Genomic DNA, 14,515 nt, shown 5'->3' with positions numbered 1-14,515 from the left:
GGTGGCGTCACCGCACCACGAGGTCCGGTGCGGTGATCAGGTCGAGCTCGGCACGGGTGGGCAGACCCTCTTAGTCGCTCTGCGCGCTGACGGACATGGCCGCCGCGGTGGCAGCGATGTGCAGCCGCCGCGACGGGTCGGCGCCGTCGAGGAACGAAGCCAGATAGCCCGCCACGAACGAGTCGCCCGCGCCCACCGGGTCGATCTCGGTGACAGGGGGAGCGGAGACCTGGCACCCCCCGGTGGGGTCCGCGGCGACCGCTCCGTCGGCGGCCAGGGTGACCACGGCGGTGGTAGGGCCGCAGGCGCAGCCGCTGAGCGAGCACAGCAGGGTCGCACTCGTCGGTCTCGAACGCGCGCCATCATCGTCACCGCGCCGGCGGTGATCGCGCGTTTCCACCTCAGGCGCGGACCGCCTCGGCGGCCTTCTGCCAGTTCGCCCGAATTTTGTCCACATAGGACTGAGCCTGCGCGTTGGGCCTGCCACCCTGCGCGCACGCCAGCATCGTGCTCGCTCCAGCGTTGTAGCCGAGCGCGAGCAGCTCGTCGCTCGTGTAGGCGTCCGCCCGCTGCTTCGGCAGCTGGGCGGCGAGGTCGTGCAGGTGCCACGCTGCGGCGGCGACGGCGAGGTCGGCGTCGTCGGGCAGCTCCTGCCAGTCGCGGGCCGCGAAGTCGCGGTTCTGCTTGGCCTCGTCGAACGCGGCCTTGTGCATGTTCGCCACGCCGAACGCGGCGTCCGGGTCGATCTTCTGCCACGCGCGTTCGAGCTGGGGGTCGTGCGGCTTGTACGACTCGTTGTAGAGGATCGCCATCAGCAGCTGCGGGCTGATTCCAGCCGACTCCGCGTGCGTGCGGACCAGTGGCGCGTGCCGCCGTGGATCCTGCTGGTCCTGCGCCGCCGACGACGACGTGGCAGGTGCGGACACGGGAGCGCTGCTGGGCGGCGGTGCCGGAGCCGGGCTGACCGAGCACGCGGTGGCGGCCGCGGCGACGAGCACCGCCAGCGGGGTCCTGAACTTCATCACGATCGTAAGGACGCATCGCGGGCCGATTCGTTCCCCCGTGGCGAAAAAGGGCAAAGCGCCGAAATTGTGGCGCTAGCAGCAAACGGTGAGAACGTCACGCCCTTCGGATCGATGCTGGGCTTTCTGATAACCATCATTGCGACGGCCGGTCGTCCTTGATAGGGATTTCCTGAAGACCGCATTCGTTTCGAGGACGTGTCGATGTCTCACAATTCTGTTCCTCTGGAACTCGACGACGCATTCGTGCAGGACCCGTACTCGGTGTACGCGAAGCTCGGCGCCGAAAATTCGGCGCACCGGGTGATCATGCCCCCGTCGGTTCCCCTGATAAGCGGTTTGCCGGTGTGGCTCATCACCGGATACGACGCCGTGCGCGCCGCATTGGCGGATCCCCGGCTGAGCACCGACCTCGACAGAATCGACGGGCTGTTCGCGCAGAAGGACCCGGACCGCACCAAGCGCGGCGGTTTCTCCGCGGACATCGCCAGCCACATGATGCACACCGACCCGCCGGACCACAGCAGGCTGCGCAAGCTCGTGAGCAAGGCGTTCACCGTCCGCGCCGTCGAAGCGCTTCGGCCGGAGATCCGGAAGATCACCGACGGGCTGGTCGGCGATCTTGCGGAACACGAGGCCGTGGATCTGCTGGACGCCTTCGCGTTTCCGTTGCCCATCCGGGTGATCTGCCTGTTGCTGGGCGTGCCGGTCGACGAGCAGGAGCAGTTCAGGGCCTGGTCCAGGGCGCTCGTCTCCGGTCGTTCTCCGGAAGCGGCAGCCGCGGCCGCGACGGAGGTGGCCGAGTACCTGGGCCGGCTGATCGAGCGCAAGCGCCGCATGCCCGGCGACGACGTGCTGAGCAGGCTGGTCGAGGCGCGCGACGTCGACGACCGGCTGACCGAGACCGAGCTGGTCTCGACGGCGTACGTGCTGTTCATCGCCGGTTTCGAGACCACCCTCAACGCCCTCGGCAACGGCACGCTGCACCTGCTGCGCAACCTGGACCAGTGGGACGCGCTGCGCGGGGACCGGAGCCTCGTGCCCGGCGCGGTCGAGGAGTTCCTGCGGCTGGAGAGCCCGGTGAAGCACTCGATCTTCCGCTGCGCCACGGAGCCGGTGCGCGTCGGCGACGTCGAGATCCCGGCCGGTGACTTCGTGGTGCTGGCGATCGCCTCCGCCAACCGCGACCCGGAGCGCTTCGAGGATCCGCACGCGCTGGATGTCCGCCGGCCCGACGCGGGTCATCTGGCGTTCGGGCACGGCGTCCACCACTGTCTCGGCGCTCAGCTGGCCAGGCTGGAGGTGCAGATCGCGTTCGGGGCGCTGCTCGACGCGTTCCCCGGCATGAGGCTCGCCGCCGATCCCGGGGAGCTGAGGTGGCGCAACAGCACGATCATTCGCGGGCTCGAAACGCTGCCGGTACGACTCAACCACCGTTAGACGATTTCTCACATTTCCTGGAAAGAGGTGTGGCCGACCAATGCGCATATGTGGAATCAAGGCATCACACGACGGCGGGGTCGCGGTGGTCGAGGACGGCCGCCTGCTCTTCAGCTACGAGATCGAGAAGCTGCGGAACGGCGAACGGTACAGTGCTCTGGGAGACCTGGAACGCGTGGCGGAAATCCTCGCCGTGGAAGGGCTCTCATTCGCTGACATCGACAGGTTCGTGGTCGACGGTTGGTACACGAAAAACGCCGCGGGCGAGATCGCCGTCGACGTGAAAGCAGGCGGCCTGCCGGTACAGCTCCGGGTCGCGCCATATGTGGAAAGCGGCGGCGATCCGTTGCAACGCCACACGTTCAGCGGCCACGGACTCGGTGAGTACGCCAGTTACCACCACGTCGCCAACCACCTCATCGGCACGTACTGCTCAAGTCCGTTCGCCGCGAGGGGCGAGGACGCGTTCGTCCTGGTCTGGGACGGCATCATCACGCCGCGCCTCTACCTGGTGCGGGGCAGTGAGGTGACGTTCGTCGAGGAGCTCATGCCCGTCTTCGGCGGCAGCTTCGCGGCCTTCTGCGCGCGGTTCGAGCCGTACCTGCGCCCGTTCGAGGACATGTCGTCGGAACCGGCCATCCGCCACCACCTCTCGGTCGCGGGCAAGGCTATGGCGTACGCGGCCAAGGGCACGGTGGAGACCGGTGCGTTCGCCGTCTTCGACGACCTCATGGCCGAGCTCCGCGACATCACCGTCGACAAGGTGGGCGTGCTGGGGGACAAGGTCGCCGCGAACCGGGACGAGCTGCTGCCGGGGCTGTCCAACGCGGACCTCATCGCCACCTACCAGGCGTACCTCGGCCACAACCTGTTGCAGCGGCTCACCTCCGCGGTGCGCAGCCGTTTCCCCGAGGGCGGCCACAACCTGGTGATGGGCGGCGGCTGTGCGCTGAACATCAAGTGGAACAGTGCGATCCGGGCCAGCGGGGTCTTCCGCGAGGTCTTCATCCCGCCGTTCCCCAACGACGCGGGCGCGGCGATCGGCACTGCGGCCTGCGAGATGTTCCGGCAGGGGCACACCGCGCTGGCGTGGAACGTCTACAGTGGACCGAAGATCGCCGTCGGCACCCTGCCCGACGGGTGGCGCGCGGAACCCTGTGACGAACGGCAGCTGGCCGCCCTCCTGCACGCCGAGGACGAACCGGTCGTCGTGCTGTCCGGCCGGGCGGAGCTGGGTCCGCGCGCCCTGGGCAACCGCAGCATCATCGCGCCCGCCACCAGCACCGCGATGAAGGACCGGCTCAACGACATCAAGAACCGCGCCTCGTACCGGCCGGTCGCGCCCATCTGCCTGGAGGACCGGGCGCCGGAGGTCTTCGAGCCCGGCACGCCGGATCCGTACATGATCTTCGAGCACCGCATGCGGCCCGGCTGGGCGGAGCGGGTGCCGGCGATCGTCCACCTGGACGGCACCGCCCGGCTGCAGACCATCAAGTCCGCTCAGGACACCGCCGCGGTGCGCATCCTCAAGGCCTACGCGGAGATCAGCGGAATCCCCGTGCTGTGCAACACCAGCGCGAACCTGGAAGGCCGCGGCTTCTTCCCGGACGTCGAGTCGGCGGCCAAGTGGGGCGGCACCAGGTACATCTGGTCGGAAGGCACGCTCTACACGAACCCGGCGTGACCGTTCGCCTTCCTGGTCACCGAGGCAGGTCGGCGACCAGGAAGGCCAGTTCCAGCGCCTGGTCGGCGTTCAGGCGCGGGTCGCACGCCGACTCGTAGCTGCGGTGCAGGTCCTCGAAACCCAGCCCGAAACCGACGCACTCGGTCACGTCCTCGCCGGTCATCTCCACGTGCAGACCGCCCGCGTGGGTACCGAGCGCCCGGTGCACCTCGAAGAAGCCGGCGACCTCGGCGAGGATGTCGTCGAACCGCCGGGTCTTACGTCGGCCAGGCGCCTCGAAGGTGTTGCCGTGCATGGGATCGCACACCCACACCACCGGTGAGCCCGAGGCGTTGACCTTCTCGACGAGTTCCGGCAGCAGGTCCCGCACCCGGCGGGCTCCCATGCGCACGATGAACGTCAGCCTGCCCGGCCGGCGGTCGGGGTCGAGGAGGTCGATCAACGCCAGCGCGTGCTCGGGGGTGGTGCTAGGGCCCAGCTTCACCGCGATGGGGTTGTCGATCGTCGCGAAGTAGGCGACGTGAGCGCCGTCGAGCTGTCTGGTGCGGTCACCGATCCACAACAGGTGGCCGCTGGTCGCGTAACGCCGGCCGGAGCGCCGGTCGCGGCGGGTCAGCGCCTCCTCGTAGTCGAGCAGCAGACCTTCGTGGCTGGCGAAGTACTCCGGGCCGCTCGTGCGCAGCACGTCCAACGTGTACCGCGAGGCGTCGTACACGCGCCGCAGCCGGGCCGGATCCGGCTGCCGTTCCGCCTCGGTGAAGCCGCTGCCGTTCACCGCGTCGCCCCGGTACACCGGCAACGTCCGCCCGCCCACGGTCTCGGTCGGCCGGGACCGTGGCTTGGCGTACTGGCCGGCGATCCGGCCCAGAGTGACCACCGGCAGCGCGGTTGCAGACGTGAGGACCGTGGACATCTGTTGCAGCAGACGCAGTTTGCGCCGGATCGCCAGCGCGGAGACGTGGTCGAGGCGTTCGGCGCAGTCGCCGCCCTGCAACAGGAACGCCCTGCCCTCCGCCACCCTGGCGAGACGTGCGGTGAGCGTGTCGCACTCCCGCGGTGTGACGAGCGCGGGCGAGGCGGCCAGGTCGTCGACCACCGCGTCGAGCCGGGCCCGGTCCGGCCACTCCGGTTGCTGGCGGGCGACGAGCGTCCGCCAGTCCGGCGTGGTTTCCACCAGGTTCCTCACGTCTGGACCAGGTCGTGGCCGATGCCCAGGTCGTCCAGCAGCAGCTGCAACGGTCCGGTGTCGCGCTTGGGCACCGGCCGCGCCGCCGCCCACTCGCGCAGCTCGTCCACGCCGATCTCGAACCCGCCCTGCGCCGCCACCGCCACCCACGGCTCGAAGTCGGCGGACCGGAACGCCGTCAGCCCGTCGACGAGCGCCTCGCGGAACATCTGCTGCTGCCCGCTGTCGAGCGCGCGGTAGAGCGAGCCGCACAGCTCGCGGAACACCACCGCGTGCCCGCTCTCGTCCCGCCGGTGCAGATCGGTCGTGATCCGGTTCATCGGCTGGATTCCCTGCGCCGTGGACAACGTCGAGAGGAACCCGCTGATCGTCGTCTCCGCCGCCAGCGAGAACGCGATGTCGACGACGTCCCGGTCGAACCCGGACAGCCAGGTGCGAGCGGCCTCGCGGCCCTGGACCACCGACCAGACGTCCGGCGCGAACCGCACGTCCGCCATGTCCCGGCGCCGGCGCGTGACGCCGACCGCGTTGTGGCACATGAGGATGTGGTAGTGCTCGTCGATGATCGTCTGGTGCAGCGCGTCGACGGCGATGTCGTCCTTGCGGACTGGGATCCGGTCCTGGAGCATCAACCGGCACGCGGGCAGGATGATCTCGTCCTCGATGGCCGCGGTCTTGGCGTTGTAAGCGATCCACGCCGCGGACAGGATTCGTTCGCGGGCGTCCCGGTCGAGCTTTTCGGCCCCCGGCAACGCGAGTACCGGCACGAGGTGCTCCGGGAAGTCCGGCAGGGCCGCGTCGAAGTGCCCGTCCAGGTCGAGCTCGTCCTTCTTGACGGCCACCCGCTTGCCCCAGCGACGGGTCAGCTGGACCAGCAGATCGCGCTCATAGTCGGACGACACGGGGAACCTCCTTCAGGGGAACGGCGAGCGACTCCAGGCGCGTCTGCCAACGCTCGGCCGTGACCACGTCTTCGTCGAGGAACCTGCCCAGCCCCGCGGTGACCGGCCGGATGCCGTGCAGTGCGTTGACCGTCCACACCGGCACGTCGGCCAGCCCGGCCGGGGTCGCGCGCTCGGGCACGACCTGCCCGGCCAGCTCCCCGAGAAGGGCACGGGTGATCCCGGGGAGCAGGCCGGGTCCGGGCGGCGGACCGCAGAGCGTGTCGCCGCGCCACCAGACGATGCTCGTCGTGGATCCTTCGAGCACGTGTCCTTCTGGCGAGAGCAGCAACGCCTCGTCGGCTCCGGCAGCGACCGCGGCGGTGCGCAGGCCGGCCAGGTGGTCCAGGTCGACACCCTTGACCGCGGGCAGGCTGCGTCGGTCAGGTCCCGAGTTCCACAACCGGACGGTCCTGGTGCGCGGGGGAGCAGGCCGCACCCACAACCGCAGTCGTGGCCCCGCAGCGGTCTCGACGAGCTCGACGCGGGGGAACCAGCGGCCTCGCTCGGGCAACGACTCGGCGACCGCGCGCAGGAACGCGCCGGTCGCGGGTGTGGCGAACCGGGAGGCTTCGGCGAACCTGGAGCAGGCGTCGGCGAACCGTTGGGCGTGCAGGGAAAATCCGCGCACCCGCCCCTCGTCCACGAGCCACGAGTCGATGACCCGCACCTGCCCGGTCGCATCGGACGGCGACCACCCGTCGTCGTCCCACCACCGCCGGACTCCCTGGTCGCTCATCGCTCCGACACCACCGCCGCACGCCAGGCCCGCAGCGACGCGGCTGCCTTGAGCAGCATCTCCTCGTACTCGTCCTGTGCGTCGGAGTCGAGCACGATCGCCCCGCCGGCACCGATGGACAACTGGTCACCGACGCGGACCGCGGTGCGGATCACGATGTTCAGGTCGGCACCGCCGGAGAGGCCGAAGTAGCCGAGAGTGCCGGAGTACACGCCCCGGGCCTCCGTCTCCAGGCCGTCGATGATCTCCATCGTGCGCAGCTTCGGAGCCCCGGTCATCGAGCCGCCGGGGAAGCACTGCCGCACGCAGTCCATCGCGCTGACCCCGTCCTTCAGCCGTCCGTGCACAGTGGACACCAGCTGGTGCACGGTCTGGTAGCTCTCGACGGCCAGGTACGGGTCGACGTCGATGCTGCCCACCTCGCACACCCGGCCGAGGTCGTTGCGCAGCAGGTCGACGATCATCAGGTTCTCGGCCTGCGTCTTGGCGCTGGACGCGAGCGTGGCGGCGATCTCGGCGTCGCGCACCGGGTCGGCGTCCCGAGGAGCCGTGCCCTTGATCGGCTTGCTGGTGACCGTGCGATCCCGCTCGACGCGCAGGAAGCGTTCCGGCGACGAGCAGAACACCGTCATGTCGCCGAGCCGCAGCAACGCCGCGTACGGTGCCGGGTTCGATCGGCGCAGCCGCCGGTAGAAGGCGGTGTCGTCGTCGTGGAACGGCAGGTGCAGCTTGTTCGTCAGGCAGATCTCGTAGCTCTCGCCCAGGCGCAGCTGCCGTTGGCACTCCGCGATGTCCGCCAGGTACCGGTCGCGGTCGCGGACCAGGAACTCCTCGGCGTCAGGAGGCTCGCACGGTTCGACGGAGAGATCGTCGGCCGGACGCAGTCCACTGAGGACGATCGCCGTCCGGTCCACCCACTCCTCGGCGGCCCGCCTGGTCGCCGAGTCGTGCACCGCAACCAGGTAGGTCAGCCCCTCCTGGTGGTCGACCGCGACGATCCGGTCGGCGAACAGCCAGGCCGCGTCCGGCGTCGAGGAGCGGTGGCGGACCGGTCCACCGCACTCCGCCTTGAGCTCGTAGCCGAAGTAGCCGACGTACCCGCCGGTCAGCGTGAACGGCAGGGTCGTGTCGGGAACCCGCCGCTCGCGCAGCCGCTGCTCCAGGAAGTCGAACACGCTGCCGGGAACCTCGTGGACCCCGCCGGCATCGCGCACCTCGACCGCCCCGCTGCCGACCCGGTACGTCACGACCTCGCTGAGCGGTCCGGACGTGTCGCCCAGGAAGGAGAACCGGGACAGTCCACTCTCGACCCGGCTGCTGTCGAGCCAGAAGCTGTGCGGGCTGTCGCCGAACAGCTCCAGGAAAATCGACTCGGCGTCGGCCGCGGTCGGAACGACGGTGGTGACGAGCCCGAACTCCGTTGCCGGAGGAGACTGCGCCGTGCGCGTCAGGTCGGCGAAGTTCCGCAGGATCTCCCGGCCGTACCCGGAGGCGACCGACTCGGGGTGGAACTGCACGCCCCACTGCGGCAGATCGCGGTGCTTCAACGCCATCAGCACCCCGTCGTCCGCCCACGCGATCGGGACGAGCTCGGCGGGCAGCGGCTCCTGCACGGCCAAGGAGTGGTAGCGCACCGCGACGAACTCACGCGGCACCCCGGCGAACAACGGGTCTCCGTCGTGCGAGACCTTCGCGAGGTGCCCGTGCCGCGGTTCGGGCGCGGCGGACACGGTCGCGCCCGCCAGGTGCCCGATGATCTGGTGGCCGAGGCAGACTCCCAGCACCGGCAACGTGGTGCGGCGCAACAGGTCCCCGACCAGGCCGATGTCACGCGCGTTCTGCGGCCGGCCGGGACCGGGCGAGACGACGATGTTGTCGAAGTCCTCCAGCCGCAGGTCGAGCAGCGCCGGGTCGTCGTTCACCACGACCGTCGGTTCCACGCCGTTGATCTCGGCGATCAGCTGGAACAGGTTGAAGGTGTACGAGTCGTAGTTGTCCACCAGCAATGTACGTGTCATGGGCCGGCCAAGGTCTTGCGGAGAGTTTGGATGTCGGCCATTTCCAAGGTGATCCCGAAGATCTCCTCGGGAGCGGCCAGCGCTTCGGCCTCGTCGAGCTCGCGGACCGTCACCGGCTCGCCCACGCGGATCTCGGTGAGCATGTTGCCGGCGAGGAGGTGTCGAACCTTCGCCTGCGTGCGCTGCAGGATCATCCGGTGGTTGAACGGCGAGCGCGGGTGCGTGAGGCAGAAGTGGTTGAGCAGCTCGAAGTCCGACGGGTAGCGCACGTCCGTGGTGAACCCGTAGAGCTCCGCCGGCCCCTCCGGCCGCAGGAACCGCAGCACGTGTTCGCCGGCCGGCTCGCGCACGAGGTCGAACGAGAAGTCGCCGTCCAGCCGGGAGTTCTCCGCGAACCGGATCGGCTCGTGCGGTCCGAAGGCACCGAAACTCACGTCGTGGAGCCAGAGTTCACCGTCCAGCTCCACCAGCAGAGCCACGTGCAGTGCCGGTCCGAACTTGTTCCCGGTGCGGATCCGGGTCCGGCCGGCGAACGCCGTGAACGTGAACCCGATGCGGTCCAGCACGGCCGCCATCAGCACGACGTGTTCCAGGCACCAGCCGCCACGACCGCGCCGCACCAGCTTGTCCTGAACGCTGTCCAGGTCGAGCGGTACTTCAGTCCGCCCGAGCAGCGCGTCCAGGTTGTCGAACGCGATCGCGTCCACGTGCGCGATGTGCAGGCGCCGCAACGTGTCGAGGTCCGCGACCACGTCACCTTCGTGGCCCACGCGGGTCAGGTAGGCGTCCAGGTCGACGCGTTCTCCTTGCCACATAGCGCTCATGTGAACTGCCCGGCGATCACGGCCGCGAGGACGATCCAGCCGTAGTAGGTGTTGGCGACGAACGTGTCCCAGCACGCCTTCGGATCGTCCAGGTCCACCCGGAAGAGCAGAGAGAACAGGTAGATCCCTGCGATCAGGACGACCACGTAGAACGCCCACCCGATCGGCGTCAGCGAACCGGCCCACAGCACACCGGCGAGGCTCAGCACGACGAAGGCCGACAGCCACGCTTTGGTGGCGTTGCCGAACAACAGTGCGGAGGACTTGACCCCGATCTTGCGGTCGTACTCCTTGTCCTGGTGGGAGTAGATCGCGTCGTGGACCATCGTCCAGAAGATGCCGCCGGCGTACAGGCCGTACACCGCGGGCGGGTAATCGGTGTTCCCGGTCGCCGCCGTCCAGCCGACGAACACGTAAGTGCCCATCACCAGCCCGAGGAACGCCGAGGGCCAGACGAAGAAGCGCTTCATGAACGGGTACGCGACGATCAACGGGTACGTGGCCAGCGCGACCAGCACCGTCTGGAAGTTCGCCAGGGCGAGGACCAGCAGCGCGGCCAGAGCCTGTGCGGCGCCCCAGAGGATCCCGTTCCGGACGCTGATCGTCCCCGCCGCGATCGGCCGGCCCACGGTGCGGGCCACGCGGGTGTCGATCTCCTTGTCGGTCACGTCGTTGCTCGCGCAGGCGAACCCGCGGATCAGCACCGCGGCGACGACGACGGCCGCGACCGACAACAGGTCCGGCCGTTTCCCGGCGGCGAAGACGACCGCCCACAGTCCCGGCAGCATGTAGAGGACGTACCCAGTGGGCCTGTCCAGCCGCATCAGCAGCAGATACGAGCGGATCGAGTCCGGGCTCTTCGTGACGACGCCCGCGGATATCTTGTGCAGCATCAGGTTCCCAATCACCAGGTCACCGGGAGTTGGACCAAACCGCCGATCAGCGTGTCGTGGCGCAGCTTCAGTTCCTCCACCTCGACAGCCAGGCGCAACGCCGGGAACCGCGCGACGAGCTGGGTGAGCACCACCTGCAGCTGCATCCGCGCGAGCGCCGCGCCCACGCAGTTGTGCGCGCCGTGCCCGAACGCGAGGCTGGCCGCGGTGTCACGGGTGACGTCGACCAGGTCGGCGCCCGCGAAGGCCGTCTCGTCGTGGTTGGCCGCGATGACGTTGAGCAGCAGGAAGTCCCCGGCTTGGATGGTGACTCCGCCGATCTCGAAGTCCGTCACCGCGTACCGGGGCATGCCGCCGTTGTGCGGGTTCGGCATCGACCTGCGCAGGGTTTCCTCGACCGCACCCGGGATGAGGCTCGGATCGTCCACCAACGCCTGCCACTGCTCGGGTTCGGACAACAGGAGCAACACGCACGTGCCGATCCGGGCCACCGTGGTCTCGTAGCCACCGAACAACAACAACGCCGTCAGGCCGAGGACTTCGTCGTCCGTGATGCCCTCGGTCGCGCAGATCCTGGAGATCGCGTCGTCACCGGGGTCGCGCCGCTTGTCCGCGACGAGTTGCTTGCAGTAGCCGAACAACCCGCCGAGCCCCTGCCTGGCCCGCACCGGGTCGCCGACGCTCGCGGCGTCCTGGGTCCAGGCGCCGAACCGGTCCTTGTCCTCCTGCGGCACGCCGAGCCACTCGCACATCACCTGGATCGGCAACGACAACGCCACCGCCTCGCGCAGATCCACCGGTGGTCGTCGTGCGGCCAGCTCGTCCAGCAGCTGTCCGGTCTGCTTCTCGACGTACGGCCGCAGCTCCGCCATGCGTTCGGGGGAGAAGTGCGGTTCCAGCAACGCCCGCATCCGGGCGTGGTCGGTGGCGAAACTCCCCAGCAGACTGGCGAGCAACGCCGATCCGCCGTCCTTCGGGGCATCGGGGTCGGGGTTCGAACGGCTCAGCCGGTCGTCGTCGAGCAACTGCCGCACTTCGGCATGTCCGGTGACGAGCCACGCCTCGGCGCCGTCGGGAGTGCGAACCCGGTGGACCGCGCCCTGGGATTGGAGCGCACGCAGCTGTGGCGCGAGCTGCAGCACGTTCGCCTGCTCGAATGGCAGTTGAACCGGGGTGCTCACTGACGACCTCCGCCTATGCCGTGCGGTTGATGATGCGGTCGAACAAGACGGTCAGCTCGGCGTGCGCGGCCGGGGTCAGCTCGGCTCGGCCGAGGTGCCGCAACGCCGTGTCGTGATGGTCGCGGGACACCTGCAGAGCTGTGCGCCGGCCGCCGGACTCCTCGACGAGGTCGGCGATCTCCTGCAGGTGTGCCACCGAGGTGTCGTCGGCCTGCCACAGCGAGCGCAGCCGTTCACTGGCCGCAATCCCTGCCAGCACGGGAAAAGACGGGTTGCGCCGGGCGATGTCGCCGCGGACGGGCTTGCCGGTCACCGCGGGGTCGCCCCAGATGTCCTCGACGTCGTTGAAGATCTGGAAGGCGAGGCCGAGATGCCGGCCCGCGCCGCGCAGGGCGGCCAGGACGTGCTCCGGTTTGCCCGCTCGCAGCGCGGGTGTCACGAGCGCGCACTCCAGCAACGCGGACGTCTTCTCCTCGACGATCCGGTCGTACACAACGACATCCGCACCCGTGCCGAGCCGTACCGTGAACTCGCGGGACTGGCCCGCCAGCACCAGGCGGGTGGCTTCGGCGAACGCGCTGGAGATCTCCGCGCGACCGGGACCGGGGTCGTCGACGACCATCTGCAGGGCGAGCCCCTGCAACGCGTCCCCGGCCAGGATCGCGAGGCTGGTGCCGAACACCTTCCACGCGGCGGGGCGGCCGCGGCGCAGCTCGTCCGCGTCGATGATGTCGTCGTGGATCAGGGTCGAGTTGTGCAGCAGCTCCAGTGCCGCCGCCTGCGACCGGACGTCCTGCGCGCGCAGTCCGACTCCCTCGGCCGCCGCCATCATCAGGGCGGCGCGGGTCAGCTTGCCGCCCGTGCTGCTCGGCTCACCGCGTTCGTCGACGAAGCCGAGGTGGTAGGAGCAGATCCGGGCGAGCGTCGGCTCCAGCGCGGAAACCTGCTGCCGCACGACGGGCAGTACCGCGGACCGCACCATTCCCGGTGACAGGAGGGCGGTCGGCGAGATGCCGAGTGTGCTCATTCGGAATTCTCCTCCGGTGCTCGCGAATTGAATGCCGAAAACACGTGACTTGATCTGTCTAGCATCCTGAACGACCCTCTCCGTTCGTGTCAACGACGCAGCGGGCGCCTGTTCGACTTTAGGAAAAACCCCAATCTGAGCGGCCTGACGCAGGGACTGGACTATTCTGCGGATTGGTGGCTGCTGGGTTCACGGACAGCTGGAGAGGCGAAATGGCTGTATCGGCCGATACCGGGAAATTGCACGAAGGCAGGCCGTTCGACCCGTACGGCGTACATCGCGACGACCCGTACTCTTTCCTGGCCGATCTCGGGGACGCGGAACCGGTGTTCTACGCGCCGTTGCTGGACGCGTGGTGCGTCACCCGGCGCGAGGAGATGCTCGCCGTGCTCAAGGACGACGGGAGCTTCTCGGCGCGCGACCACAACCCCCGCCCCAAGGCCGTGCTGCCGGACGACGTCGCCAAGATGTTCAAGACCTGGCGCGGCGCCGGCGGGCTGGGCGTGGGCTCGCTCGACCCGCCGAAGCACGCCAGGGTCCGGGAGGTGCTCAACATCGGGTTCACGCCGGCCAAGGTCAGGGCGTTCGAACCCACGATGCGCGAGATCGCCAAGGACCTCGCCGAACGTGTCGCGGCCGAGCCGGAGTTCGACTTCATCGGGGCCTTCGCCGTGCCGTACGCCATGGAGGTGGTGTGCCGGCGCCTCGGGATCCCGGACTCCTACTACGAACGCTGCCGCATCTGGTCCGAGCAGCGCATCGAGCTCATGATGCTGCAGCACGACGCCGATCCCGAAGTGCTGCGGGAACACGCCCGCGGGCTGATGGAGTTCGGCGACTTCGCCCGTGCGATCGCGCAGGACCGGCTGGCCTCACCGCGGGACGACCTGATCAGCGAGCTGCTCCACCACGGCAGGGCGGGCAACACGCTCACCGCAGACGAGGTCGCCGTCCAGATCCCCACGCTGATCTTCGCGGGGCACATGACCTGCGCCGAAGCACTCGGCTCGATCGTCCACCAGCTGCTGCGCGCACCCGGCGGCTGGGCGGAGGTCGTCGACGGGAAGATCGACACCAGGGACCTCGTCGAGGAGGGGTTGCGGTTCGACAGCCCGCTCGCGGGCATGTACCGGACCGCGACCCGGGACGTGGTGGTCGGCGACGTCCACCTGGCCGAGGGGAGCAGGCTGCTCCTGCTGTACGGAGCGGCCGGCCGGGACAGCCGCGCCCACGCGTGCCCCGCCGCGTTCAGCCCTGGCAGCAAATCAGGCCAGCACCTCGCGTTCGGGCACGGCATCCACTTCTGCCTCGGCGCCGGGTTCGCCCGTGCGGAGCTGGAGGTCGCGATCGAGGCCCTCGCCGCTCGGATGCCCGGCCTGACGCTCGTACCAGGCCAGGAGCCGCGCTTCCGCCCGGTGTTCCCGCTCCGCGCCCTGACCGAGCTCCAAGTACGCCACTGAAACCATTTCTAGGTCGTCACTGGCCGTCAGCGCCATTTATTCAGTGGCGCTGGCGGCTTACCCTTGTGCCATGCGACGACGACATTGATCTTCAACTGAT

General features: G+C 69.1%; 13 protein-coding genes. 3 read left to right on the top strand and 10 right to left on the bottom strand.

The features are described from left to right. Nucleotides 1-70 precede the first annotated feature (70 nt). Nucleotides 71-457, bottom strand: coding sequence for a PfkB family carbohydrate kinase (locus tag ABZX92_RS30515; RefSeq protein ID WP_355566800.1), 387 nt, complete (start codon nt 455-457; stop codon nt 71-73). Next, on the bottom strand, nt 402-1,022 hold the full coding sequence (locus tag ABZX92_RS30510) for a lytic transglycosylase domain-containing protein (protein WP_355566797.1): 621 nt from the start codon (nt 1,020-1,022) through the stop codon (nt 402-404). Before ABZX92_RS30510 ends, ABZX92_RS30515 begins: the two co-directional genes overlap by 56 nt. A gap of 204 nt (nt 1,023-1,226) precedes the next feature. Here ABZX92_RS30510 and ABZX92_RS30505 point away from each other — a divergent pair, with 204 nt between their 5' ends. Together ABZX92_RS30505 and ABZX92_RS30500 are read left to right on the top strand one after the other, a co-directional pair. Next, on the top strand, nt 1,227-2,462 hold the full coding sequence (locus ABZX92_RS30505) for a cytochrome P450 (RefSeq protein WP_355566794.1): 1,236 nt from the start codon (nt 1,227-1,229) through the stop codon (nt 2,460-2,462). Between the two features lie 40 nt (nt 2,463-2,502). Continuing rightward, nucleotides 2,503-4,146 (top strand): carbamoyltransferase N-terminal domain-containing protein, encoded by a 1,644-nt coding sequence (locus ABZX92_RS30500; RefSeq protein ID WP_355566791.1) that lies wholly within the window; start codon nt 2,503-2,505, stop codon nt 4,144-4,146. 16 nt (nt 4,147-4,162) lie between these two features. Here the strand turns inward: ABZX92_RS30500 and ABZX92_RS30495 are convergent, their stop codons facing one another. The 8 genes from ABZX92_RS30495 to ABZX92_RS30460 are packed head-to-tail and all read right to left on the bottom strand — an operon-like array spanning nt 4,163 to nt 12,955. Next, on the bottom strand, nt 4,163-5,323 hold the full coding sequence (locus ABZX92_RS30495) for a 3-deoxy-7-phosphoheptulonate synthase class II (RefSeq protein ID WP_355566817.1): 1,161 nt from the start codon (nt 5,321-5,323) through the stop codon (nt 4,163-4,165). A gap of 5 nt (nt 5,324-5,328) precedes the next feature. After that, nucleotides 5,329-6,234: a diiron oxygenase gene (locus ABZX92_RS30490; RefSeq protein ID WP_355566789.1), complete on the bottom strand. Its 906-nt coding sequence runs from the start codon at nt 6,232-6,234 to the stop codon at nt 5,329-5,331. Next, entirely contained in the window at nt 6,218-7,012 is a 795-nt protein-coding gene (locus ABZX92_RS30485; protein WP_355566787.1) for an aminotransferase class IV, read from the bottom strand. Before ABZX92_RS30485 ends, ABZX92_RS30490 begins: the two co-directional genes overlap by 17 nt. After that, entirely contained in the window at nt 7,009-9,030 is a 2,022-nt protein-coding gene (gene pabB / locus ABZX92_RS30480) for an aminodeoxychorismate synthase component I (RefSeq protein WP_355566784.1), read from the bottom strand. The genes ABZX92_RS30485 and pabB overlap by 4 nt, the downstream gene beginning before the upstream one ends. Beyond that, a complete protein-coding gene (locus tag ABZX92_RS30475) occupies nt 9,027-9,854 on the bottom strand; it encodes an arylamine N-acetyltransferase (RefSeq protein ID WP_355566781.1) in 828 nt (275 codons plus the stop codon). Before ABZX92_RS30475 ends, pabB begins: the two co-directional genes overlap by 4 nt. Beyond that, a complete protein-coding gene (locus ABZX92_RS30470) occupies nt 9,851-10,747 on the bottom strand; it encodes a UbiA family prenyltransferase (RefSeq protein WP_355566778.1) in 897 nt (298 codons plus the stop codon). Before ABZX92_RS30470 ends, ABZX92_RS30475 begins: the two co-directional genes overlap by 4 nt. Before the next feature lie 11 nt (nt 10,748-10,758). Beyond that, nucleotides 10,759-11,928, bottom strand: a complete 1,170-nt coding sequence (locus ABZX92_RS30465; protein ID WP_355566775.1) for a cytochrome P450 — start codon at nt 11,926-11,928, stop codon at nt 10,759-10,761. 13 nt (nt 11,929-11,941) lie between these two features. After that, a complete protein-coding gene (locus ABZX92_RS30460) occupies nt 11,942-12,955 on the bottom strand; it encodes a polyprenyl synthetase family protein (protein WP_355566773.1) in 1,014 nt (337 codons plus the stop codon). Between the two features lie 212 nt (nt 12,956-13,167). Here ABZX92_RS30460 and ABZX92_RS30455 point away from each other — a divergent pair, with 212 nt between their 5' ends. Next, nucleotides 13,168-14,415: a cytochrome P450 gene (locus tag ABZX92_RS30455; protein ID WP_355566770.1), complete on the top strand. Its 1,248-nt coding sequence runs from the start codon at nt 13,168-13,170 to the stop codon at nt 14,413-14,415. Nucleotides 14,416-14,515: the final 100 nt, after the last annotated feature.

Origin of the sequence: Lentzea sp. NPDC006480, from assembly GCF_040611995.1 — a bacterium.
GTDB lineage: Bacteria > Actinomycetota > Actinomycetes > Mycobacteriales > Pseudonocardiaceae > Lentzea.
This window is presented reverse-complemented; position numbering and strand designations above follow the sequence as displayed.